This window comes from Nocardia sp. NRRL S-836, assembly GCF_001279525.1.
Classification (GTDB): Bacteria; Actinomycetota; Actinomycetes; order Mycobacteriales; family Pseudonocardiaceae; genus Lentzea.
The window spans coordinates 45,303-67,191 of record NZ_LGDY01000104.1 but is presented as its reverse complement, the minus strand read 5'-3'; the positions used below and the strand labels follow the sequence as shown (position 1 = coordinate 67,191).

General features: G+C 69.3%; 20 protein-coding genes. 14 read left to right on the top strand and 6 right to left on the bottom strand.

The window, feature by feature from the left end; genetic code table 11:
* Positions 1-775: 775 nt before the first annotated feature.
* Positions 776-1,675 carry a LysR family transcriptional regulator gene (locus tag ADL03_RS23210; RefSeq protein WP_053735639.1) on the bottom strand — a complete coding sequence of 300 codons (900 nt, stop codon included), beginning with the start codon at positions 1,673-1,675 and terminating at the stop codon, positions 776-778.
* A gap of 496 nt (positions 1,676-2,171) precedes the next feature.
* Between ADL03_RS23210 and tig the strand changes: the two genes are divergently transcribed.
* The 5 genes from tig (at position 2,172) to ADL03_RS23185 (ending at position 7,141) form a co-directional block, all read left to right on the top strand.
* A complete protein-coding gene (tig, locus tag ADL03_RS23205) occupies positions 2,172-3,515 on the top strand; it encodes a trigger factor (protein ID WP_053735638.1) in 1,344 nt (447 codons plus the stop codon).
* Between the two features lie 199 nt (positions 3,516-3,714).
* Positions 3,715-4,302 carry an ATP-dependent Clp protease proteolytic subunit gene (locus ADL03_RS23200; protein WP_053735683.1) on the top strand — a complete coding sequence of 196 codons (588 nt, stop codon included), beginning with the start codon at positions 3,715-3,717 and terminating at the stop codon, positions 4,300-4,302.
* Positions 4,303-4,335: 33 nt separating this feature from the next.
* Positions 4,336-4,950 (top strand): ATP-dependent Clp protease proteolytic subunit, encoded by a 615-nt coding sequence (locus ADL03_RS23195; RefSeq protein WP_154697940.1) that lies wholly within the window; start codon positions 4,336-4,338, stop codon positions 4,948-4,950.
* 243 nt (positions 4,951-5,193) lie between these two features.
* On the top strand, positions 5,194-6,474 hold the full coding sequence (gene clpX / locus ADL03_RS23190; RefSeq protein WP_030468156.1) for an ATP-dependent Clp protease ATP-binding subunit ClpX: 1,281 nt from the start codon (positions 5,194-5,196) through the stop codon (positions 6,472-6,474).
* A gap of 88 nt (positions 6,475-6,562) precedes the next feature.
* Positions 6,563-7,141 carry an alpha/beta hydrolase gene (locus ADL03_RS23185; RefSeq protein WP_053735637.1) on the top strand — a complete coding sequence of 193 codons (579 nt, stop codon included), beginning with the start codon at positions 6,563-6,565 and terminating at the stop codon, positions 7,139-7,141.
* A gap of 51 nt (positions 7,142-7,192) precedes the next feature.
* Here the strand turns inward: ADL03_RS23185 and ADL03_RS23180 are convergent, their stop codons facing one another.
* Genes ADL03_RS23180 through fdhD form a run of 3 tightly spaced genes read right to left on the bottom strand, consistent with a single transcriptional unit; the run spans position 7,193 to position 10,051 of the window.
* Positions 7,193-8,071 carry an alpha/beta hydrolase family protein gene (locus ADL03_RS23180; protein WP_053735636.1) on the bottom strand — a complete coding sequence of 293 codons (879 nt, stop codon included), beginning with the start codon at positions 8,069-8,071 and terminating at the stop codon, positions 7,193-7,195.
* Between the two features lie 35 nt (positions 8,072-8,106).
* Positions 8,107-9,237 (bottom strand): CaiB/BaiF CoA-transferase family protein, encoded by a 1,131-nt coding sequence (locus tag ADL03_RS23175; protein WP_053735635.1) that lies wholly within the window; start codon positions 9,235-9,237, stop codon positions 8,107-8,109.
* On the bottom strand, positions 9,224-10,051 hold the full coding sequence (gene fdhD, locus ADL03_RS23170; RefSeq protein ID WP_053735634.1) for a formate dehydrogenase accessory sulfurtransferase FdhD: 828 nt from the start codon (positions 10,049-10,051) through the stop codon (positions 9,224-9,226). Before fdhD ends, ADL03_RS23175 begins: the two co-directional genes overlap by 14 nt.
* Positions 10,052-10,115: 64 nt before the next feature.
* On the opposite strand from fdhD, the gene ADL03_RS23165 reads away from it, so the two are divergent.
* From ADL03_RS23165 to ADL03_RS47315, 4 genes are all read left to right on the top strand, one after another.
* Positions 10,116-11,630, top strand: a complete 1,515-nt coding sequence (locus ADL03_RS23165) for an NAD(P)/FAD-dependent oxidoreductase (protein WP_053735633.1) — start codon at positions 10,116-10,118, stop codon at positions 11,628-11,630.
* Between the two features lie 46 nt (positions 11,631-11,676).
* Complete coding sequence (locus ADL03_RS23160) at positions 11,677-12,168, top strand: hypothetical protein (RefSeq protein ID WP_053735632.1); 492 nt, start codon at positions 11,677-11,679, stop codon at positions 12,166-12,168.
* 70 nt (positions 12,169-12,238) lie between these two features.
* The gene (locus ADL03_RS23155; RefSeq protein ID WP_053735631.1) at positions 12,239-12,796 is read left to right on the top strand and encodes a helix-turn-helix domain-containing protein; all 558 of its coding nucleotides are present in this window, start codon (positions 12,239-12,241) and stop codon (positions 12,794-12,796) included.
* A 25-nt stretch (positions 12,797-12,821) separates the two neighbouring features.
* On the top strand, positions 12,822-12,983 hold the full coding sequence (locus tag ADL03_RS47315; RefSeq protein ID WP_157529114.1) for a hypothetical protein: 162 nt from the start codon (positions 12,822-12,824) through the stop codon (positions 12,981-12,983).
* Here ADL03_RS47315 and ADL03_RS23150 read toward each other — a convergent pair whose 3' ends face one another.
* On the bottom strand, positions 12,984-15,272 hold the full coding sequence (locus ADL03_RS23150) for an FdhF/YdeP family oxidoreductase (protein ID WP_053735630.1): 2,289 nt from the start codon (positions 15,270-15,272) through the stop codon (positions 12,984-12,986).
* 148 nt (positions 15,273-15,420) lie between these two features.
* Positions 15,421-16,302: a hypothetical protein gene (locus ADL03_RS23145; RefSeq protein ID WP_053735629.1), complete on the bottom strand. Its 882-nt coding sequence runs from the start codon at positions 16,300-16,302 to the stop codon at positions 15,421-15,423.
* 136 nt (positions 16,303-16,438) lie between these two features.
* Here ADL03_RS23145 and ADL03_RS23140 point away from each other — a divergent pair, with 136 nt between their 5' ends.
* The 5 genes from ADL03_RS23140 (at position 16,439) to ADL03_RS23120 (ending at position 21,879) form a co-directional block, all read left to right on the top strand.
* Positions 16,439-19,066: a valine--tRNA ligase gene (locus tag ADL03_RS23140; RefSeq protein ID WP_053735628.1), complete on the top strand. Its 2,628-nt coding sequence runs from the start codon at positions 16,439-16,441 to the stop codon at positions 19,064-19,066.
* A gap of 4 nt (positions 19,067-19,070) precedes the next feature.
* On the top strand, positions 19,071-20,408 hold the full coding sequence (locus ADL03_RS23135; RefSeq protein WP_053735627.1) for a folylpolyglutamate synthase/dihydrofolate synthase family protein: 1,338 nt from the start codon (positions 19,071-19,073) through the stop codon (positions 20,406-20,408).
* Complete coding sequence (locus ADL03_RS23130) at positions 20,405-20,803, top strand: DUF4233 domain-containing protein (protein ID WP_053735626.1); 399 nt, start codon at positions 20,405-20,407, stop codon at positions 20,801-20,803. The genes ADL03_RS23135 and ADL03_RS23130 overlap by 4 nt, the downstream gene beginning before the upstream one ends.
* A 141-nt stretch (positions 20,804-20,944) precedes the next feature.
* A complete protein-coding gene (locus tag ADL03_RS23125; protein ID WP_053735625.1) occupies positions 20,945-21,244 on the top strand; it encodes a PE domain-containing protein in 300 nt (99 codons plus the stop codon).
* On the top strand, positions 21,241-21,879 hold the full coding sequence (locus ADL03_RS23120) for a DUF3558 domain-containing protein (RefSeq protein ID WP_053735624.1): 639 nt from the start codon (positions 21,241-21,243) through the stop codon (positions 21,877-21,879). The genes ADL03_RS23125 and ADL03_RS23120 overlap by 4 nt, the downstream gene beginning before the upstream one ends.
* The last annotated feature ends 10 nt before the right edge of the window (positions 21,880-21,889 follow it).

Sequence of the window (21,889 nt, the reverse complement as noted above, 5' to 3'; positions counted from 1 at the left end):
ACGGGGAAGCCACCACCGCCCAAGCCCGCGTGGCAGAGCTCGACACGCCTCGCCTTCGGCGTCGGGCTTGATGCGGGGCTCGCCTTCGGCGTCGGGCTTGGCGCGCCCCGCCTTCGGCGTCGGGCTTGGCGCGCCCCGCCTTCGGCGTCGGGTCCGGCGTGGCTCGCGTTTGCCATCGGGTCCGGCTTGGCTCGCTTTCGGTGCCAGCCCGGACACCTTCGGCTCCGCCGTCCAGTCCGGCGCGCTTTGGCCGGGCTCACCTCAGGCAGGCCCCGCTTCGGCCAGGCCTCGCTGATCACGCTTCACCGCGACCTGCCTTCGCCTCGCTTTGACCGTGCCTCACCTCGGGCAGGCCTCGCCTCGGCCCAGCCCTCGCCTCGGCCCGGTCTCGCCTTGACCAGCCCTCGCCTCAGCCCGGCCTCGTTTTGACCGGGCCGAGCCCTCCGGCTCAGCACGCGTCACCACCGGCATGCCTCGCCTTCCAGCCCGGCATGCGTCCCGTCCCGCGCGTCCCGTCCAGCGCATCCCGTCCGGCGCGTCCCACCGTCAACATCCCGGCTCGACCGGCGAACCCCAAACACCCCAGCAGGCGGGCCATCGGAGGCCGAGCCGCCGACAAGGCTTGCGCCACCCTTCCCGCGTTTCCTCATGTGCGGGCGCGGATGACCATGTGTTCGAGACATACCTGATAGACGGCCCCCGGCCGACATCCGGACATCATTCACCCGGTCGAGTGAGCACGCCCAGGTCAGAGCAGCCCAGAACAAAGGAGCGCCTACGTCAGCGACGCCACCTGGTCGCTGACCACCTGGGCCGCCGCCGACACGAGTGCGGTCACCGCCGGGTTCGTCGAGTTGTCCTGGCGCCAGCCGAACTGGGTGTAGACGCGGAAGTTCGGGGACCAGGGCAAGCGGACCAACCTGCCGTCGGCCAGTTCTGCGGCGACGGTGACCTCGGGCATCAGGGCGATGCCGAGGCCGGAGGAGACGGCGCGTTTGGCGGCGTCGATCGAGTCCAGTTCCAGGACCGGGGCGCGGGTCTCGTCGAAGGCCAGGGTGGCTTCGAAGAGGTCGTGGTAGGAGGCGCCGTTCTCGGCTCGGATCAGGGTGCTGCCGGTGATGTCGTCCTCGGTCAGGGACTGGCGCTGGGTCAGCATGTGGTTCGGGCCGGCGACCATCGCCAGGGGCTCGGGGCACAGGACGGTCGTTTCGAGGCCCTCGCGCGGTTCGATCGCGCCGATGAAGAAGGCGCAGTCCAACTGGCCGTCGCGGACCGAGTTCAGGTTGTTCAGCGCGTTGCGCGAGTGGAGCGAGAGTTGCACGCTCGGGTAGCGCCAGCACATGTATTCGATGAGCGGTAACAGACGGTAGTCGGTCAAACTCTGTGCGGAACCGATGACCAGTTTGCCGTGCGGCTCGCCGTTCATCGTTATGGCTTTTCGGGCCTTTTCGGTGAGGTTGATGATGTTACGCGCGAACGGGAGCAGTTCCACGCCTGCGGAGGTCATCTGGATACCCCGGGGCAGGCGTCGGAATAGCACGACACCGAGTGCCTCTTCAAGGGCCTTGATGCGGGTGGTGATGGTCGGCTGCGAGCAGTTGAGCGTGGCTGCGGCCTTGGTGAAGCTCCCTGTCTGAACCACGGTAGTGAACGCGAGAAGCTGGCGTGTCTCCATCAGGCGGATCCTCGGATTAAAACGGTGCGACGACTTTTTCTCGCTCGTTCCCGTGGTCCTGTTACGGATGCTGCGAGGGTCGCAACGCTACCTGTCGCAACTGGCGCGACGATTAGTGCTTATGGAGTCATCTTGATCGGTCTCGAAAGGGTGAGGGGGCCGAAAGAGTGAATTCGGAGAGGGCGTTGGAACGGCCTGTAGTTGAACGACTCTCTTCTGTGAAGTAGTTCGCCAGGCGAAACAGAGCAGTGGCTTGGCGGACGTGTGCGGCGGCGTCCGGGAGGACTCGGAGGCGCCTGCTGCATGTGCGCAGGCCGGAGGGGAGCGACGGCGGTCGCGCGCGGCCTGGGTGAGGCGGTCGGAACGTCGCGGGTGCCCGCGAACCGGGGTGGCGGCGGTCACACGGCAGGGCTCGCCTAGACTCGCTGGGAATCCGGGAGCCACGAGTGGCGGTACCGGCTGTCTGCACGTTCTTGTTCGTATCGAGGAGTCCACGTTGAAGAGCACCGTCGAGCACCTGAGCCCGACGAGGGTCCGGATCAACGTCGAGGTGCCGTTCGACGAGCTCAAGTCGAACTTCGACCAGGCGTACCGGAAGCTCGCGAAGCAGGTCCGCATCCCCGGTTTCCGTCCGGGCAAGGCCCCCGCCAAGGTGCTGGAGAGCCGCATCGGCCGCGCTCCGGTCCTGGACGAGGTCATCCAGGAGGCCATCCCGGCGAAGTACCTGGAGGCGGTCAACGCCGGTGAGGTGCGCACGCTGGGTCGTCCCGACTTCGAGGTCACCAAGATCGAGGACGGCGAGACGCTCGAGTTCACCGCCGAGGTCGACGTCCGTCCCGAGATCACCGTGCCCGCGTTCGGCGAGCTCGCGGTGACCGTGGACGAGCAGGAGGTCACCGACGAGGACGTGACCACGCAGCTGGACGAGCTCCGCGCCCGCTTCGGCACGCTCACCGGTGTCAGCCGTCCCGCGCAGACCGGCGACTTCGTGATCGTCGACCTGTCCGCCACGGTCGACGGCGAAGAGGTCGAGGAGGCCCGCACCAGCGGCCTGTCCTACGAGATCGGCTCCGGCCAGCTCGTCGAGGGCATCGACGAGGCGCTCGTGGGTGCCTCCGAGGGCGAGACCAAGACCTTCACCACCACCCTGGTCGCCGGTGCGCACGAGGGCAGCGAGGCCGAGGTCACCGTCGTGCTCAACACGGTGAAGGAGCGCCAGCTCCCCGAGCTCGACGACGAGTTCGCGCAGCTCGCGAGCGAGTTCGACACCCTCGACGAGCTCAAGGACGACCTGCGCACCCGCCTGGGCCGCGTCAAGAAGATGCAGCAGGGCGTCCAGGCCCGCGACAAGGTCCTCGAGGCGCTGCTGGAGACCACCGAGGTCCCGCTGCCCGAGGGCATCGTCCAGGGCGAGATCGACGCCCGCAAGCACGACGCCGTGCACGCCTTCGACCACGACGACGCCAAGTTCGCCGCGTGGCTGGAGGAGCAGGGCCAGTCGGAGGAGGAGTTCGACGCCGAGCTGCGCAAGGCGGCCGAGCAGGCCGTCAAGACGCAGCTGGTGCTCGACTCGATCGCCGACGCCGAGCAGGTCACGGTGTCCGACGGCGAGCTGACCGAGCGGATCATCTACCAGGCCCAGCGCTTCGGCATCAGCCCCGACGAGTACGTCAAGCGCGCGCAGCAGTCCGGCCAGCTCGGCGCGATCTTCGCCGACGTCCGCCGCGGCAAGGCGCTCGCGAGCGTCGTGCGCCAGGCCGAGGTCAGCGACACGGCCGGCGAGAAGCTCGACCTCGACGAGCTGTTCGGCGAGACGAAGTCCGAAGAGGACGCGCAGTAGCCGGCAGACCGACGCGCTCGCCCTTCCCGCGAGCGGGCGAGCGCCGGAAATACAGCTGATAGCGAACGCGGGCGGTGTCGGGCATCTGACGCCGCCCGCCTTCGTTAAGGTCGATCGCAGAGAGTTTTGGCATCCAGATTTCGTTCCACCTGGAGTTAGGCAGGCAGACGTGACGCAGCACTCCTTCCCGACCCCCGAGATGCGGTCGGCCACCGCCGGGATGAACCTGAACGACTCGGTGTACGAGCGGCTGCTCCGCGAGCGGATCATCGTCCTGGGATCGCAGGTCGAAGAGGGCATCGCCAACCAGATCACCGCTCAGCTGCTGCTCCTCGCCGCTGAGGACCCCGAGAAGGACATCACCCTCTACATCAACTCGCCGGGTGGCTCCGTCACGGCGGGCATGGCCATCTACGACACGATGCAGCTCATCGAGCCGGACGTGGCCACGGTCGCCATGGGTCTCGCTGCCTCGATGGGGCAGTTCCTGCTCTCCGCGGGCGCTCGCGGCAAGCGTCAGGCGCTCCCGCACGCGCGGATCCTGATGCACCAGCCGTCGGCGGGTGTCGGCGGTACGGCCGCGGACATCGCGATCCAGGCGGACATGCTGACGCGCACCAAGCGCGAGATGGCCGAGCTGATCGCCGAGCACACCGGCCAGCCGGTCGAGCGGATCATCGCCGACTCCGACCGCGACCGCTGGTTCACCGCGCAGGAAGCGCTGGAGTACGGCTTCGTCGACAAGGTCGTCACCCGGTCGCAGCCCGTCGGCGACTCGAACAACTGACGTCAGTAGGAGACCCAAGTGAGCCAGTTCCACATGCCTCAGTCGCGGTACGTGCTGCCGTCGTTCGTCGAGCGCACCAGCTACGGCATGAAGGAGTCGAACCCGTACAACAAGCTGTTCGAGGAGCGCATCATCTTCCTCGGCGTGCAGGTTGACGACGCCTCGGCCAACGACGTGATGGCGCAACTGCTGGTGCTCGAGTCCGAGGACCCGGACCGCGACATCCTGATGTACATCAACTCGCCGGGTGGCTCGTTCACCTCGCTGATGGCCATCTACGACACCATGCAGTTCGTCCGCCCGGACATCCAGACGTACTGCCTCGGCCAGGCCGCCTCGGCCGCTGCGGTGCTGCTGGCCGCCGGCACGCCCGGCAAGCGCCACGCGCTGCCGAACGCGCGAATCCTGATCCACCAGCCTTCGATGGAGGGCGCGTACGGTCAGGTTTCCGACCTGGAGATCCAGTCGAACGAGATCCAGCGCGTGCGCCGCCTGATGGAGTCCACCCTCGCGCGGCACACGAACCGGACGGCGGAGGAGGTTCGCGAGAGCATCGAGCGCGACCGCATCCTCACGGCCGACGAGGCCAAGGAGTACGGCATCGTCGACTCCGTGCTGCCCTACCGCAAGCTCTCCGCGAAGTCCTAGAGGCGTCGGTGTCCCGAGGACTGGGAACCCAGTCCTCGGGGCCGCCGCCTGCCCGACACGCCGATGTGACCGGTTAACTGGCCTGATCGGGGCGTCGGGGGGACGCTGGTCCTCCCCTGAAACGGGGTAGGCCAGGTACCGTCAGGAGAACGGGCGAAGCACCCACAGCCAGTGGGACTGCCACAGCAAGTCAGCAGGCGCACTACAGCAGGTGTGCGCCGGAGGGGACATAGGTCAGCGGTCATGGCGCGTATCGGTGACGGCGGCGACTTGCTGAAGTGCTCTTTCTGCGGAAAGAGCCAAAAGCAGGTGAAGAAACTCATCGCCGGCCCCGGCGTCTACATCTGCGATGAGTGCATCGATCTCTGCAACGAGATCATCGAGGAGGAGCTGGCCGAAGCCGGCGACGTGAAGCTCGACGAGCTGCCGAAGCCCGCCGAGATCCACGAGTTCCTCGACCAGTACGTCATCGGCCAGTCCGACGCGAAGCGCACCCTCTCGGTCGCTGTCTACAACCACTACAAGCGCATCCAGGCGGGCGACCGCGGGCGCGAGGGTCGTGACGACGGCGTCGAGCTGGCCAAGTCGAACATCCTGATGCTCGGCCCGACGGGCTGCGGCAAGACCTACCTCGCGCAGACGCTCGCGAAGATGCTGAACGTGCCGTTCGCCATCGCCGACGCGACCGCGCTGACGGAGGCCGGGTACGTCGGTGAGGACGTCGAGAACATCCTGTTGAAGCTCATCCAGGCCGCCGACTACGACGTCAAGCGGGCCGAAACGGGCATCATCTACATCGACGAGGTCGACAAGATCGCTCGAAAGAGTGAAAACCCGTCGATCACGCGCGACGTCTCCGGCGAGGGTGTGCAGCAGGCGCTGCTGAAGATCCTGGAAGGCACCACCGCATCGGTGCCACCGCAGGGCGGCCGCAAGCACCCGCACCAGGAGTTCATCCAGATCGACACGACGAACGTGCTGTTCATCGTGGCCGGTGCCTTCGCGGGCCTGGAGAAGATCATCCAGGACCGGGTCGGCAAGCGCGGCCTGGGCTTCGGTGCCGAGGTCCGGTCCAAGGCCGAGGTGGACGCGGCGGACTACTTCGCCGACTCCATGCCGGAGGACCTGATCAAGTTCGGTCTGATCCCCGAGTTCATCGGGCGTCTGCCGATGGTCGCCTCCGTCACGAACCTCGACAAGCCGTCGCTGGTGATGATCCTCACCGAGCCGAAGAACGCTCTGGTGAAGCAGTACCAGAAGCTCTTCGAGATGGACGGCGTCGAGCTCGAGTTCACCAAGACCGCGCTGGAGGCGGTGGCCGACCAGGCCATCCTGCGCGGTACCGGTGCTCGTGGTCTGCGCGCGATCATGGAAGAGGTCCTGCTCCCGGTGATGTACGACATCCCGAGCCGCACGGACGTCGCCAAGGTCGTCATCACCGAGCAGACGGTGAAGGAGAACGTGAACCCGACCATCGTGGCCCGGCAGCCCTCGCGCCGGGAAAGGCGTGAGAAGTCGGCGTAGGGGCTTGTATTTCGCGAAGGGCGTCTGGGTCACCCCAGGCGCCCTTCGTCGTTCCGGCGGCAGGACACGGGACCACTAGGGTGGTGCCATGTCGCTGCCTCACGTGCTCCTGATCCACGGCTGGACCGGCTCGGGCCCCGACCACTGGCAGAGCCGGCTCGCCCGCACGGTCGCCGAGCACGGCGGCATGGTCGACATGCCGCACTTCAGCGACCCGGACCAGCCCGACCTGACCACGTGGCTGCGCGAGCTCGACACCCACCTCGAAGCCGCACCGGCCGACCGCGAACGGGTCGTGCTCGCCCACTCGCTCGGCTGCTACCTGTGGCTGCACCACGCCGCACGCGAAGGCATCCGGCACGTCGACCGCGTGCTGCTGGTCGCGCCGCCCGCACCGGACTACCCGGAGCCGGCCATCAAGACGTTCTTCCCGGCCCCGCTCGACCCGGCGGGCCTGCGGCGTGCGGCCACCGACACGCGCCTGGTGCTGGGCGAGGGCGACCCGTACCTGCCGATCGAGGTCGGCAGGCAGCTCGCCGAGTCGCTGCGCATCGAGGTCGACGTCGTGCCGGGCGCCGGTCACCTCAACGTCGACTCCGGCTATGGCGAATGGCCCGCTGCCCTCAAGTGGGTCCGCTCGAAGACGGTCCCGCTCTCACCGCGCTAGCACCCGGCCACCTGAGACCGCTCGCGGGCGTGCAGACGCCCTGTAGAGCCGCTAGACGGCCTTCTTGGCGTACTTGGCCAGGAACCGGATCACGTCCGGCGTGATCTTGCGGTAGAAGCTGTCGTCGTGCCCGCCGGGCTTCACCACGCCCACCTCGGGCCGCTCGTCGCGGATGAACTGCCGCGTGCCCACCACGAACCGGTCGCGGTCGCCGACCCACACGCCCAGCGCGGTCGGACCGGTCGCGCGCGGGTGCCGCAACGGGTCCAGCGCGGCCCACTCGGGCTCGTTCTTGAACGCCTTGCGCTTGGCCATCTCCGGCCACGACGTGATCAGGCCGGGGGAGATCGCGGCGGTCGCGCTGACCGGGTCGCCGCGCTCGGCCCTGCGGCGGGCGTACACGAGCGCGCCGAAGCCGCCCATCGAGACGCCGGTGACCGCGAACGGGTCGCCGTAGCCGCGGTCGCGCAGCCAGCCGGGGACCTCGTCGAGCAGCATCTTCATCGGGTCGTCGCCGGGGACGTTCTCGTGCCAGTAGTTGTCGCCGCCGTCGACCGCGACGAAGCCGAACGCGGGCACCGAGCCCCTGGCCACGGCGTTGGCCAGCACGCCGGCGATGTCGCCGACCGCGGCGTCACGGGCGCTGCCGTGCAGGCCGTGCAGCAGGATCGACATGGGCAGCCCGCGCGGGGCGGCGCCGGTCGGGGTGAAGAACGCCAGCGTGACCTCGCGGTGGCGGGCGGCCGAGTAGACGCGTTCGAAGCGGACGGTCGGCTTGGCGCCGGACGTGGCGGCCACGCGGTCGGCGGTGGCGATCTGGTGCTCGGTGGTGCGGTGGGCCGAGGTGTACACGGCGGTGCCGGCCGCGGTCGCGACGACCACGCCGACGGCCGCGAGCAGTGCGCGGCTCCTGTACCTCGGTTCCCCCATGCCCACCTCATCGCGCGGGTCCCGGTCCTCGTTTCCTAGAACACGGAACGTGCGCGTAACGAGGTCAGTTCCGCGTCGGAAAAACCCAGCCAGCGCAACACATGATCATTGTGCTCGCCGAGGGCCGGTACCGCACCCGGTGACCACTCCCAGCCGTGCACCGGCGGCGGCAGCATGCGCACCGACCCACCGGGCACCGGCACGTCCACCCACCCGCTGAGCTGCGGATGAGCGGGCAGCTCGGTGATCGAGCGGGTCAGCGCGGCCGGTACGTCGGCCTCGTCCAGGGCGGTCAGCAGCGCGGTGGTGGTCAGGCCCGAGAACGCCCGTTCGAGCAGTGCGTGGAGCTCGTCGCGGTGCTGCACGCGGGAGCTGACTGTGGCGAACCTCTCCTCGGGCGCGAGCCCGGCCAGTGCGCACAGCCGCTGCCACTGGCCGTCGTTCTGCACGGCCAGGTGCACCGCGCCGTCCGCGCACGCCACCGGGCCGTACGGCGCGATGCTCGGGTGGTGCGCGCCCGAACGCGGGGCGGCCGCACCAGTGCCGACGGCGTAGAGCATCGGCTGGTGCATCCACTCGGCGAGCGCGTCGAACAACGACAGCCGCAGCCGTGCGCCCTCGCCGGTCCGCGCCTTGCGCAGCAACGCCGCCAGCACCGCCGCGTGCAGCTGCACCCCGGCGGCGATGTCCGCCACGGAGATCCCGGCGCGGGCCATCACGTCACCCTCACCGGTCAGCGAGACCAGGCCCGCCTCGGACTGCACCAGCGCGTCGAACGCCTTGCGGCCGGCGTACGGGCCGTCCCAGCCGTAGCCGGACAGCTCGGCCACGACCAGCGACTCCGGCAGCTCCAGCGCCAGCCGCTGCCACACCCGCGGCGACAGGTTGCACAGCACCACGTCCGCGCGGTCCACGAGCCTGGTCAGCACCTCGCGGCCGGCCGGGTGGAAGACGTCGAGCGACACCGACTCCTTGCCGGCGTTCGTCCACGCGAAGTACGACGACACCTCCCCGCACGACGAGTCGTAGTGCCGCGCGAAGTCACCGCTGCCCGGCCGCTCGATCTTGATCACCCTGGCGCCCAGGTCGGCCAGCAGCCGGGTGGCGTACGGCACGGCGACGGCCTGCTCCAGGCTCACCACGACGACACCGTCAAGCGGCCTCAACGACCCGCTCCCCGCCGGTGTAGACGTTCATCGAGTCGCCGCGCAGGAACCCGACGAGCGTCATGCCCTGCTCCTGCGCCAGCTCCACCGCGAGCGACGACGGCGCCGACACCGCGGCGAGCACCGCGATCCCGGCCATCGCGGCCTTCTGCACCAGCTCGAACGACGCCCGCCCGGACACCATCAGCACCGACCCGGTCAACGGCACCAGGTCTTGGAGCACCGCCCAGCCCAGCACCTTGTCCACGGCGTTGTGCCGGCCCACGTCCTCGCGCACGACCAGCAGCTCGCCGTCGCGGAAGAGTCCGGCCGCGTGCAGCCCGCCGGTGGCGGAGAAGACCTTCTGGCGGGTCCGCAACGCGTCCGGGAACGCCGTCAGCGCCTCCGGGGTGACCCGCACCGGGTCGGCGGCGGGGGAGAAGCGCGTCTTGAGCTTCACCGCGTCCAGCGCGGCCTTCCCGCACACCCCGCACGACGACGTGGTGTAGAAGTTGCGCTCCACGCCGGTGTCCGGCTCGGGCACACCGTCGGCCAGCGCGACGTCGAGCACGTTGTAGGTGTTCATGCCGTCCGGCCCGGTGCCCTCGCAGAACCGCGCCACCGACACGTCCCGCGCCGACCCGATCACGCCCTCGCTGAGCAGGAAGCCGTGCGCGAGCTCGACGTCCTGGCCGGGCGTGCGCATCGTGACGGCCAGCGCCCGCCCGTTGACGCGCAGCTCCAGCGGCTCCTCGGCGGCCAGCGCGTCGACCCGTCGCCGCCGCCCGTCCGGCGACACCCGCTCGACCGCCCGGCGCACCGTCACTCGGCCCATGTGCACATCTCCTTCGGACCGCTAAGTTCCCCACGACCAGGCTACGTGGGAGGGAACTCGGGGCATGGACGACGTCGTGATCGTGGGAGGCGGCCACAACGGGCTGGTCGCCGCCGCATACCTGGCGGGGGCCGGCCGGTCGGTGACGATGCTGGAGAAGCTCCCGCACGTCGGCGGCGCGGCGGTGAGCGCGTCACCGTGGGCCGGTGTCGACGCCCGGCTGTCGCGGTTCTCCTACCTGGTCAGCCTGCTGCCCGACCGGATCGTGAAGGACCTCGGGCTGAACCTGGCGCTGAAGTCGCGGGCCGCGTCCTCCTACACGCCCGACGGCGGGACCGGGCTGCTGGTCGAACGCTCGCCGGGGGAGGCGACGGTCCAGTCGTTCCGCGCCGTGTGCGGTGACCTCGACGACTGGGAGCGCTGGCAGCGCTGGTACGCCGACCTCGAGCTCATGGCCCGCGCGCTCGCGCCGACGTTGCTGGAGCCGCTGGTCTCCCGTGAGCACCTGCGCGTGCACGTCGACGCGGTGGCGCGCGGCCGGGTGTGGGAGCAGGTCTTCGAACGGCCGATCGGCGCGACGTTGCAGGAGCTGTTCGGCAACAACCTGGTGCGCGGTGTCGTCGCGACCGACGCGTTGATCGGCACGCACTCGTCGCTGCACTCGTTGCGTGCCAACAAGTGCTTCCTCTACCACGTGGTCGGCAACGGCACGGGGGAGTGGAAGGTGCCGGTCGGGGGCATGGGAGCGGTCACCGCCGAGCTCGAACGGGCCGCGCGCGAGGCCGGGGCGAAGATCCTCACCGGCGTCGAGGTCACGTCCGTCGAGTCGGACGGCACGACGGCCCGCGTCGAGCACAGCGACGGCGCGGTCGACGCCCGGTTCGTGCTGTCCAACGTGGCCCCGTCGGTGCTGGGACGGTTGCAGGGCAAGGAGGTCCACGACGAACCCGGCTGCCAGCTGAAGATCAACATGTTGCTGCGGCGGCTGCCGGAGCTGAGGTCCGGTGTGGACGCACGGCTCGCGTTCGCCGGCACGTTCCACCTCGACGAGTCCTACGACCAGCTGGAGACCGCGTACCTGGAGAGCGCAGCGGGCGAGGTGCCGTCGGTGCTGCCCGGCGAGATGTACTGCCACTCGCTGACCGACCCGTCGATCCTCGGCCCGTCGCTGGCCGGGCACGAGACGCTGACGCTGTTCGGCCTGCACCTGCCGGCGTCGTTGTTCGAGGGGCGCAACGACGAGCTGCGCGACCGGCTCGTCGCGCGGTACCTCGACCAGCTCAACGCCCACCTGGTCGAGCCGGTCCAGGACTGCCTGGCCGTCGACGCCGACGGCAAGCCGTGCATCGAGGCCCGCACGCCGCTGGACCTGGAGGAGGAGCTCGGACTGCCGGGTGGCAACATCTTCCACGGCGAGCTCGACTGGCCGTTCGCCGAGAACGACGACGAGGTCGGCCGCTGGGGCGTGGAGACCGACGTCGGCAACGTCTTCGTGTGCGGCGCGGGCTCCCGGCGTGGCGGCGGGGTCAGCGGGATCGGCGGCCACAACGCGGCGCGGGCCGTGCTGGAACGCCTGTGAGACATTTTCGATGACGTGAGGCGTCATCTCTGGTTACACTGGTGTCGTGGGGGACTTCTACGGGATCGCGGAGATCGCCGACACCATGGGACTGAGCCGGCAGCTCGTCACGGTGTGGCGCAAGCGTCGTTCGCACGGCATCCCCGAGCCGGACGCCGAGCTCGCGTCCGGCCCGATCTGGCGCCGGGAGACGATCGAGCCGTGGATCGACCGCACCCGCGGCCGGCTCGGCCTGGCCGGTGGCCCGGAGTCGGCGTCGCGCAGCCTGCGGTTGCGCACGTGCCGGCGGGTGCTGCGGCTGGCGGCGCTGATGCTCGAAGAACCCCTGCGCCCGCGCGTGCTGAACGAGGCCGCCGCCCAGCTGCGGGACCTGGCCCCGGAGATCGACTCGACGGCGGACGACGTCGTGGGCGCGTTGCTGCGCGAGCTGGTGGAGCCGGTGCGCGACCCCGACGCACCCGCCGAGCTGCTGCGGGTGCCGGTCATCGAGTCGTTGCCGCTGGTCACGGCCGTGGCACGGAACTCGCCCGACTGGTAGCCGACCTATCTCAAGACTTCTATATCAAGGAACGTTGCTAAAGGGTCCTTGATACGCGTACCGTCGGGTCATGACCGACGGAGCTCTCACCGACCCCAAAGCGCTGCGGGCGCTCTCGCACCCGTTCCGCTGGAAGGTGCTGCAACTGCTCACCGAGCAGGGGCCGCAGACCGCGACCCAGTGCTCCGCGGCGCTCGGCGAGAGCGTCGCGAGCTGCTCGTACCACCTGAACATGCTGGCCAAGTACGGCTTCGTCGAGGAGGTCGAGGGGCCGGGCAGGCAGAAGCCCTGGAAGATCATCTCGAAGCGCCAGTCCATCTCGACCGAGGGGCTGGAGGGTGAGGCGGCGCTCGCGGCCGAGGCGGCGTCGATGGCCTACCTGGATCAGGAGTTCGACCGCATCCGGTCGGGCCTGCGGCAGTTCGACCGGATGCCCGCGGACTGGCGCCCGGCGATCGGCACCGAGGGCACTGTCAAGTTCGTCACCGCCGAAGAGGCCGTCGCTCTCGTCGAGGAGCTGCGGGCCGTCTTCGAGAAGTACGGCGAGCGCAAGCTGAACCCCGAGCTGCGTCCCGAGGGCGCCCGCGCGTTCCGGCTCTTCCTCAGCCACACGATCGCACCCGAGTAACGAACCGACTCGAAGGAGAACCCGCATGATCCCGCACGACCACGCGTTTGCTTTCGCGAAGTTCCGTCAGCAGGAGTTCGAGGCCGACGCCGCCGCGCGCCGGCTCGTCAAGAAGAACGAGGACGAGGTCGCGGCCGAACCCGAACGGCGCCGGTTACGGCCGTCCGTCCGGGTCCGGCACGCCTGATCAGGCAGCGGGCTCCAGGCGCACGATCACCGACTTCGAGGTCGGCGTTCCGGAGATGTCGGCCTTGGAGTCCAGCGGCACCAACGGGTTCGCCTCGGGGAAGTACGTGGCCACGCACCCGCGCGCGGTCGAGTACGAGACGATCCGGAACGACTCGGCGCGGCGCTCGACCACGCCCGTCGGGTCGTCCTTCCACTCCGACACGATGTCGACCAGCTGCCCGTCGGAGAGCCCGAGCGCCTTGAGGTCGTCCGGGTTCACGAACACCACGCGCCGGCCGTCCTTCACGCCCCGGTAGCGGTCGTCCAAGCCGTAGATCGTGGTGTTGTACTGGTCGTGGCTGCGCAGGGTCTGCATCAGCAGCCGGCCCTCCGGCACCTCGATCACGGTCAGCTCGTTCGCCGTGAAGTTGGCCTTGCCGGTCGCCGTCGCGAACTCCTGCGAGTCGCGCGGCGGGTGCGGCAGCACGAAACCGTCGGGCTGGCGCACGCGCGTGTTGTAGTCGGTGCACCCCGGCACGACGCGGGCGATGTGCTCGCGGATGACGTCGTAGTCCTTCTCGAAGTCCTCCCACGCCACGGGGTGCGCGGGGCCGAGCACCTCGCGCGCCAGCCGGCAGATGATCGACACCTCGGACAGCAGCTGGTCGGAGGCGGGCTTGAGGCGGCCCCGTGAGCGGTGCACGACCGACATCGAGTCCTCGACCGTCACGAACTGCTCGCCGGAGTGCTGCACGTCGCTTTCGGTGCGGCCCAGCGCGGGCAGGATCAGCGCCGTGCGGCCGTGCACGACGTGCGAGCGGTTGAGCTTCGTGGAGACGTGCACGGTCAACGAGCACTGCTCCAGCGCCTTCTCGGTCACCGGGGTGTCCGGGGTGGCGCTGACGAAGTTGCCGCCCATCGCGATGAACACCTTGCCGCGGCCCTGGCGCATGGCGTTGATCGCGTCGACGGTGTCGAAACCGTGCTTGCGCGGCACCGGGATGCCGAACTCGTTCTCCAGCGCCAGCAGGAACTTCTCCGGCATCTTCTCGTAGATGCCCATCGTGCGGTCGCCCTGCACGTTCGAGTGGCCGCGCACCGGGCACAGGCCCGCACCCGGCTTGCCGATCATGCCACGCAGGAACATCACGTTGGTGATCTCGCGGATCGTCGGCACGGAGTGCTTGTGCTGCGTCAGGCCCATGGCCCAGCAGGCGATCGTGCGCTGCGAGTCGACGAACATGCCGGCCACGCGGGTGATCTGCTCGCGGGTCAGGCCGGTCGCGGCGAGCACGCGGTCCCAGTCGAGCTCGCGGACGCTCGCCGCGTACTGCTCGAACCCGTGCGTCTTGGCCTCGATGAAGGTCCTGTCGAGCTTGTCCCACCGCAGCAGCAGGTGCCCGACCGCCTGGAACAGCGCCTGGTCGCCGCCGACCTTGATCTGCACGAACTCGTCGCACAGCGCGGTGCCGCGGCCGACGACGCCCGCGACGTTCTGCGGGTTCTTGAACCGCATCAGCCCGGCTTCCGGCAGCGGGTTGATCGCGATGATCTTCGCGCCGTTCTTCTTGGCGTCCTCCAGCGCGCTGAGCATGCGCGGGTGGTTCGTGCCGGGGTTCTGGCCGATGACCACGATCAGGTCAGCGAGGTCGAAGTCCTTGATCGACACCGAGCCCTTGCCGATGCCGATGGTCTCGTTGAGCGCCGAGCCCGACGACTCGTGGCACATGTTCGAGCAGTCCGGCAGGTTGTTCGTGCCGAACGAGCGGACCAGCAGCTGGTAGAGGAACGCGGCCTCGTTGCTGGTGCGGCCGGAGGTGTAGAAGATCGCCTCGTCCGGCGACGACAGCGCGGTCAGCTCCTGCGCGATGAGCGTGAACGCGGCGTCCCAGCCGATCGGCGTGTAGTGGGTCGCGCCGGGACGCAGGACCATCGGCTCGGTGATCCGGCCCTGCTGGCCGAGCCAGTAGTCGGTCTTCGTCCGCAGGCTGGAGATGGGGTGCTCGGCGAAGAACTCCGGCCCGATGCGGCGCTTGGTGGCCTCCTCGGCCACGGCCTTCGCGCCGTTCTCGCAGAACTCCGCCATCTTGCGGTGGCCCTGCGGCTCCGGCCACGCGCAACCGGGACAGTCGAACCCTTCACGCTGGTTGAGCAGGCGCAACGTCTTGACGGTCCTGGTCACACCCATCTGCTCGACCGCGCGGTCGAGCGAGACGAGCACACCGGGCACGCCCGCGGCCCAGGTCTTGGGCGTGGAGACTTCGAGCTCGGACTCGTCGACGTCGTGCTGCGGGGGCTTGCTGCTCATACCCGCATTCTTCGCCGATGGACGTCGGCGCCGCCAGCGCCCCCGAAGAACGCGGCGGCGTCGCCATCACGGGCCCCAAGGGGTTGAACGGTCCGTGACGGTCAATTGTGATCGCCGTCACGGCCGCCCGGCACCTCTGAACGAGTGATCAGTGGCAGCCGCTCGTGGTCGGGATGGGCGCGTTCGAAGCGAACCACTCGTCCGGCCCGCGTTCGCTGCCCTCCTCGTCCTGCCGGCGCTTCTCGGTGAAGGCCGGCGCCAGGTAGCCGTCCTTGGACGCCTGACAGGCCATCATGTAGTGGTAGCCGTCGACCTTCGTGACCCAGAGCCCCTCCGGGGTGAGCGCGAAGTCCGCGTCGGCCCTGACCATGGCGAGCAGGTCGTTCTGCTCGAACAGCGTGTCCGCGCGGTCGCCGGGGTCGAACGCGTAGGCGAACCGGTAGCTGGTGTGCACGATGAGCGTGCCGTCCGCGTCACGGCCGGGCCACATCCGCCCGTCCACCTTGACCGGCACCGGCAGCAGCTTCGTGCCCTCCTTGATCCGCGTCCACAGCACGGTGTCCGTCGTCGGCTCGAAGTGCTCCCGCACCTCCGGCGCCAGCATCGCGAACAACGCCGCCCGGTCGCGCTCGACCACCATCTTCGAGTCGAGGTGCGCCGCGACGAGCGCCCTGCGCACGGCCGCGTAGAGCGGGAGGTACTCGGGGTTGTCGTCCGGCGCGACGATGCCCTTGTCGCCGTCCGCCCAGTGCTCGGCGGGAGTGCGCGCGAACGGTTGCGCGGTGTCGACGGCCTTGTGCGCGGCCGGCAGCTCGGGCAGCGAGAGCTCGCCGAACTGCCCCGCCCGGTACAGGCCGAACAGCACGCCGGCGATCACGACGAGCGCGACCGCGGACACGACCTTGCCGCCGTGCCTGCGCATGCGGGCCTGTCTGCGCTGCCTGCGGACCTCCTGCCGCGCGCGTCTGTTCGCGGCGCGGATCCAGGCCTCGTCCCTCAGGTCGGGATGGTCCTCGATGTCGTTGTGCACGTTCCCCCCAGGTGATCGGCGCACATCATCGAGCACCGGGGGAAGCGGTACCACCCGCTCGGTCCGGATCGTCGCCGGGCCGTTATCAGGTATCTCGTTTCAAGTCGATACCCCCGGCTCCGTAGACTTGTCAGCTGTGACTGAACTCGACACCGCAACCCAGCGTCCCGACCTCCCCGCCGCGTGGACTCCGGCGGAGGTAGAGGCGGAGCTGTACCAGCGGTGGGTCGACCGCGGTTACTTCACCGCCGACGTCAAGAGCGACAAGCCGCCGTTCACGATCGTGCTGCCCCCGCCGAACGTCACCGGCAGCCTGCACATGGGTCACGCCATGAACCACAGCGTGATGGACGCGCTGTCCAGGCGCCGCCGCATGCAGGGCTACGAGGTGCTGTGGCTGCCGGGCATGGACCACGCCGGCATCGCCACGCAGAACGCCGTCGAGCGCGACCTGGCCGGGCAGGGCCTGTCGCGGCACGACCTCGGGCGCGAGAAGTTCGTCGAGCGCGTGTGGGAGTGGAAGCAGGAGTACGGCGGCAAGATCCTCGACCAGATGAAGCGGCTCGGCGACGGCATCGACTGGTCGCGTGAGCGCTTCACCATGGACGAGGGGCTGTCGCGCGCCGTCCAGACGATCTTCAAGAAGATGTACGACGACGGCCTGATCTACCAGGCCGAGCGGATCATCAACTGGTGCCCGCGCTGCCAGACGGCGCTGTCGGACGTCGAGGTCGACCACAGCGACGACGAGGGCGAGCTCGTCTCGATCCGCTACGGCGACGGTGACGCGTCGATCGTCGTCGCGACCACGCGCGCCGAGACGATGCTCGGCGACACCGCGGTCGCCGTCCACCCGGACGACGAGCGCTACCGGCACCTCATCGGCACCGAGGTCGAGCTGCCGCTGACCGGCCGCCGCATCCCGATCGTCGCCGACACGCACGTCGACCCGGCGTTCGGCACCGGCGCGGTCAAGGTCACGCCCGCGCACGACCCGAACGACTTCGAGATCGGCCAGCGCCACGGCCTGCCGAACCTCACGATCATGGACGGCCGCGCCACCATCACCGCGCACGGCCCGTTCGAGGGGCTCGACCGGTTCGAGGCGCGTCCGGCGATCGTCGCCGCGTTGCGCGCGGACGGCCGGATCGTCGCGGAGAAGCGGCCGTACGTCCACGCCGTCGGGCACTGCTCGCGGTGCGACACGGTCATCGAGCCGCGCCTGTCGCTGCAGTGGTGGGTCAAGGTCGAGGGCATCGCGGCCAAGGCGTCCGCCGCCGTCCGCGACGGCCGCACCAAGATCCACCCGGCCGAGCTGAACAAGCGGTACTTCGACTGGACCGACAACCTGCACGACTGGTGCATCTCGCGGCAGCTGTGGTGGGGCCACCGGATCCCGGTCTGGTACGGCCCGAACGGCGAGGTCGTGTGCGTCGGCCCGGACGACGAGGCGCCCACCGGTGAGGGCTGGCGCCAGGACGAGGACGTCCTCGACACCTGGTTCTCCTCCGGCCTGTGGCCGTTCTCCACGCTGGGCTGGCCGGAGTCCACCGAGGACCTCAAGAAGTTCTACCCGACCTCGGTCCTGTCGACCGGCTACGACATCCTGTTCTTCTGGGTCGTCCGGATGATGATGTTCGGCCTGTACGCGATGGACGACGTGCAGCCGTTCGACCACGTCTTCCTGCACGGCCTGATCCGCGACCAGTACGGCAAGAAGATGTCGAAGACCAAGGGCAACGGCATCGACCCGCTGGACTGGATGGAGCGCTACGGCGCGGACGCCACCCGGTTCACGCTGCTGCGCGGCACCAACCCCGGCTCCGACATGGCCGTCGCCGAGGAGTGGGCGGCCGGGTCGCGCAACTTCACCACGAAGCTGTGGAACGCCACCAGGTTCGCGCTGGCCAACGGTGCGACGGTGGCCCGTCCGCTGCCGGTCCGCGACGAGCTGACGGCGGCCGACCGCTGGATCCTCGACGAGCTCGACGCGCTGGTGTCCAGTGTGGACACGAACTTCGAGGCGTTCCAGTTCTCCCGTGCCTGCGAGGCGCTGTACAGCTTCACCTGGGACGAGTTCTGCGACTGGTACCTGGAGATCGCGAAGGTCCAGATCGCCGAGGGCCGCGTCGAGGCCACGCAGTCGGTGCTGGGCCACGTCCTCGACACCCTGCTGCGCCTGCTGCACCCGGCGATCCCGTTCATCACCGAGACGCTGTGGACCACGCTGACCGGCGAGGAGTCGCTCGTCGTCGCCGCGTGGCCGCAGGCCTCCGGTGCCGAGCGCGACGCCGACGCGCTGGCGCAGGTCGAGGGCCTCAAGAAGCTGGCCACCGAGATCCGCCGGTTCCGTTCCGAGCAGGGCCTCAAGCCCGGTCAGAAGGTCGCGGGCAAGGTCCGCGGCGCGTGCTGCGTCGGCCTGACCGACCAGGTGCCGTCGGTGCGGTCGATGACCCGCCTGACCGAACCGGGCGAGGACTTCACCGTCTCCGCCACGCTGGAGGTCGGTCTGCCCAAGGGCGCGGTGAAGGTCGAGCTGGACCTGTCCGGCGCGATCGACGTCGTGGCCGAGCGCAAACGCCTCGAGAAGGACCTCGCGGCAGCGCAGAAGGAGCTCGCCCAGACCTCGGGCAAGCTCGGCAACGCGGGCTTCCTCGCCAAGGCGCCGGCCGACGTCGTCGCCAAGATCGAGGAGCGCAAGGCCACCGCCGAGGCCGACATCACCCGCATCAACGAGCGCCTGGCCGCGCTGCCGGAGAAGTAGACCGATGGACACCAGCCTCGACGAGTTCCTCGACGTCGAGAACGAGCTCAACCAGCGCTGGCCCGAGACCAAGCTCGAGCCGTCGCTGGACCGGATCAAGGCGCTGGCGCACGTGCTGGGCGACCCCCAGACGAGCTACCCGGTCGTGCAGCTCACCGGCACGAACGGCAAGACGTCGACGTCGCGCATGGTCGATGCGCTCTTCACGCGCATCGGCCTGCGCACCGGCCGCTACACCAGCCCGCACCTGCAGCTGGCCACGGAGCGGATCAGCCTCGACAACCAGCCGATCAGCCCCGAGCGCTACGTCGAGGTCTTCCGCGACATCGAGCCGTACGTCGCGATGGTCGACACGCGGTCCGAGATCCGGATGAGCAAGTTCGAGGTGCTCACCGGCATGGCCTACGCCGCCTTCGCCGACGCCCCGGTCGACGTGGCCGTCGTCGAGGTCGGCATGGGCGGCACGTGGGACGCGACCTCCATCGCCGACGCGCGCATCGCCGTGCTCACGCCGATCTCCATCGACCACACCGAGTACCTGGGCACCCGCGTCGAGGACATCGCCGCGGAGAAGGCCGGGATCATCAAGCCCGGCTCCGTGGCCGTGGTCGGCGAGCAGTCGCCGGAGGCGATGCGGGTGGTCCTGGAACGCGTGGCCGAGGTCGACGCCATGGTCGCGCGCTTCGGCAGCGAGTTCGGCGTCGTCTCCCGCTCGGTCGCCGTCGGCGGCCAGCTCGTGACGCTGCAGGGACTCGGCGGCGTGTACGAGGACATCTTCCTGCCGCTGCACGGCGAGCACCAGGCGGCCAACGCCGCGCTGGCGCTGGCCGCGGTGGAGGCGTTCTTCGGCGCCGGCGCCGACCGGCAGCTCGACGTCGAGGCGATCCGCGAGGGCTTCGCGTCGGTGATCTCGCCGGGCCGCCTGGAACGCGTCCGCTCCGCCCCGAACGTCTTCGTCGACGCCGCCCACAACCCGCACGGCGCCGCCGCGCTGGCCAAGGCGCTGGAGACCGAGTTCGGCTTCCGCAAGCTGGTGGCCGTGGTCGCCGTGATGTCCGACAAGGACGCCGAGGGCATCCTGTCGGCCCTGGAACCGGTCGTGTCCGAGCTGGTGATCACCACCAACTCGTCCCCGCGCGCCATGGACCCGGACGTGCTGGCCGGCCTCGCCGTCGGCATCTTCGGCGAGGACCGCTTCGAGGTCCGCCCCCGCCTGGTCGACGCCATCGACGAGGCCATCCACCTCACCGAGGACGAGCTGTCCGGCGGCGGCGTCATCGTCACCGGCTCCGTCGTCACCGCCGGTGAGGCCCGCGCGTTGTTCGGGAAGGAACCGGCATGAGCGAACCCGCTGCTGTTCCGGCACCGAAGAAAGACCCGATGAAGGCGTTCCGCGGCATCATGGCGGGCACGCTCATCCTCGAGGTCATCGTCGTGGCGCTGGCCCTGCCCGTCATCGCGAAACTGCACGGCGGCGTCACCTCGCTGGTCGGCTGGGTGACGTTCGGGTTCATCGTGGCCTTCATCGCGCTGTGCGCCTTCGTCGGCCGCAAGTGGGCCATCGCGGTGCTCGTCGCCCTGCACGTGCTGCTGATCGCGACGTGGGTCCTGCTGCCCGCGCTGGGCGTGATCGGCGTGATCTTCGGGCTGGTGTGGGCGTACCTGCTGTGGCTGCGCAAGGACCTGCTCAAGCGGATGGCGGAAGGCCGGCTTCCCTCACAGCAACAGCAGGCCTGAGCTCGCGGGCCGCGCGAACCGAAATGTTGACGAAGAACAACCAAACCCGCATTCACTCGATAGTGCTTTGAACCCAGGACGTGGTCCATTCCCCGGCGCTATGCTGCTCGACGCACGAATCCGCCGGGGAGGGGCTGGGGCATGAGCGGGACCAAGATCGATCTGGAGACACTGCGCGCCGCCATCAAGGACTACGAAAAGGTCGTCCAGGACCTGGTGGCCGCACACAGCTCCGGCGTCGAGCTCACCATGGTGAGGCCGCCCGGCAAGGACGTGCCTGGTCAGGTCTACAGCGGTTCGGCGACCATCGTCGGTGAGATGCACCAGCAGGCGAACACCCAGCTGCAGGAAGTGCTGAAGACGCGCATCGAGAACCTCAAGGCCACGCTCCGCCAGTACGAGAGCACCGAGCAGGACAACGAAGCGACCTTCCGGCCGTGAGGATCGAGCAGTTGCGCATCCGAGGTATCGCAGTCGGCACCATTTCAGCGATCGCGGTTCTGCTCGCGGCCGGCTGCGGCGGCGGGGGCACCGCGGGTACCCCTGCTCCCACACCGACATCACAGTCCTCCGGCAGTGGCGGTGACACCACGGCCAACGGCGCGCCGAAGGTGAAGTCACCGCTGGCGTGGGACAGGTACAGGTCCGATCCGTGCAGCGTGCTCACCACCGACCAGCTCGCGGCGCTCGGAGTGCCTGGCGTCACCGGCAAGGTGAACCCCACCTCTCCCGGTCCGTCCTGCATCTGGCAGGGCCAGGTCAGTTCCCAGAGCATCGCGCCCAGCGTCGGGTTCCCGACCGGCGACGGCGGGCTGGACTACCTCTATGAGGCGAAGGACACCTACAAGCTGTTCCAGGTGTTGCCCGCGGTGCAGGGATATCCGGCCGTGCTCGCCTCTGCGGCTGATCAAAGGGCCTCGGGGAACTGCGCCATGGCCGTCGGCATCACGGACAGCCAGATCGTTTCCCTCACCGTCCAGATCAGCAAGCAGGCACCCCGGTACGCGGATCCGTGCGGGCTGCTCACCGAAATCGCCAACCAGGTCGTCACCAACATCAAGGCAGGTGCGAAATGACACGGCCCGC

Bases quoted from the DNA above. Each gene is read 5' to 3' on its own strand.
- ADL03_RS23155 (WP_053735631.1), top strand. From the start codon at position 12,239: ATGACCGACGGAGCTCTCACCGACCCCAAAGCGCTGCGGGCGCTCTCG.
- ADL03_RS23130 (WP_053735626.1), top strand. From the start codon at position 20,405: ATGAGCGAACCCGCTGCTGTTCCGGCACCGAAGAAAGACCCGATGAAG.
- ADL03_RS23180 (WP_053735636.1), bottom strand. From the start codon at position 8,071: ATGGGGGAACCGAGGTACAGGAGCCGCGCACTGCTCGCGGCCGTCGGC.
- ADL03_RS23200 (WP_053735683.1), top strand. From the start codon at position 3,715: ATGCGGTCGGCCACCGCCGGGATGAACCTGAACGACTCGGTGTACGAG.
- ADL03_RS23150 (WP_053735630.1), bottom strand. From the start codon at position 15,272: ATGAGCAGCAAGCCCCCGCAGCACGACGTCGACGAGTCCGAGCTCGAA.
- ADL03_RS23185 (WP_053735637.1), top strand. From the start codon at position 6,563: ATGTCGCTGCCTCACGTGCTCCTGATCCACGGCTGGACCGGCTCGGGC.
- ADL03_RS23165 (WP_053735633.1), top strand. From the start codon at position 10,116: ATGGACGACGTCGTGATCGTGGGAGGCGGCCACAACGGGCTGGTCGCC.
- ADL03_RS23210 (WP_053735639.1), bottom strand. From the start codon at position 1,675: ATGGAGACACGCCAGCTTCTCGCGTTCACTACCGTGGTTCAGACAGGG.
- ADL03_RS23195 (WP_154697940.1), top strand. From the start codon at position 4,336: ATGCCTCAGTCGCGGTACGTGCTGCCGTCGTTCGTCGAGCGCACCAGC.
- ADL03_RS23125 (WP_053735625.1), top strand. From the start codon at position 20,945: ATGAGCGGGACCAAGATCGATCTGGAGACACTGCGCGCCGCCATCAAG.
- clpX (WP_030468156.1), top strand. From the start codon at position 5,194: ATGGCGCGTATCGGTGACGGCGGCGACTTGCTGAAGTGCTCTTTCTGC.
- ADL03_RS23135 (WP_053735627.1), top strand. From the start codon at position 19,071: ATGGACACCAGCCTCGACGAGTTCCTCGACGTCGAGAACGAGCTCAAC.
- fdhD (WP_053735634.1), bottom strand. From the start codon at position 10,051: ATGGGCCGAGTGACGGTGCGCCGGGCGGTCGAGCGGGTGTCGCCGGAC.
- ADL03_RS47315 (WP_157529114.1), top strand. From the start codon at position 12,822: ATGATCCCGCACGACCACGCGTTTGCTTTCGCGAAGTTCCGTCAGCAG.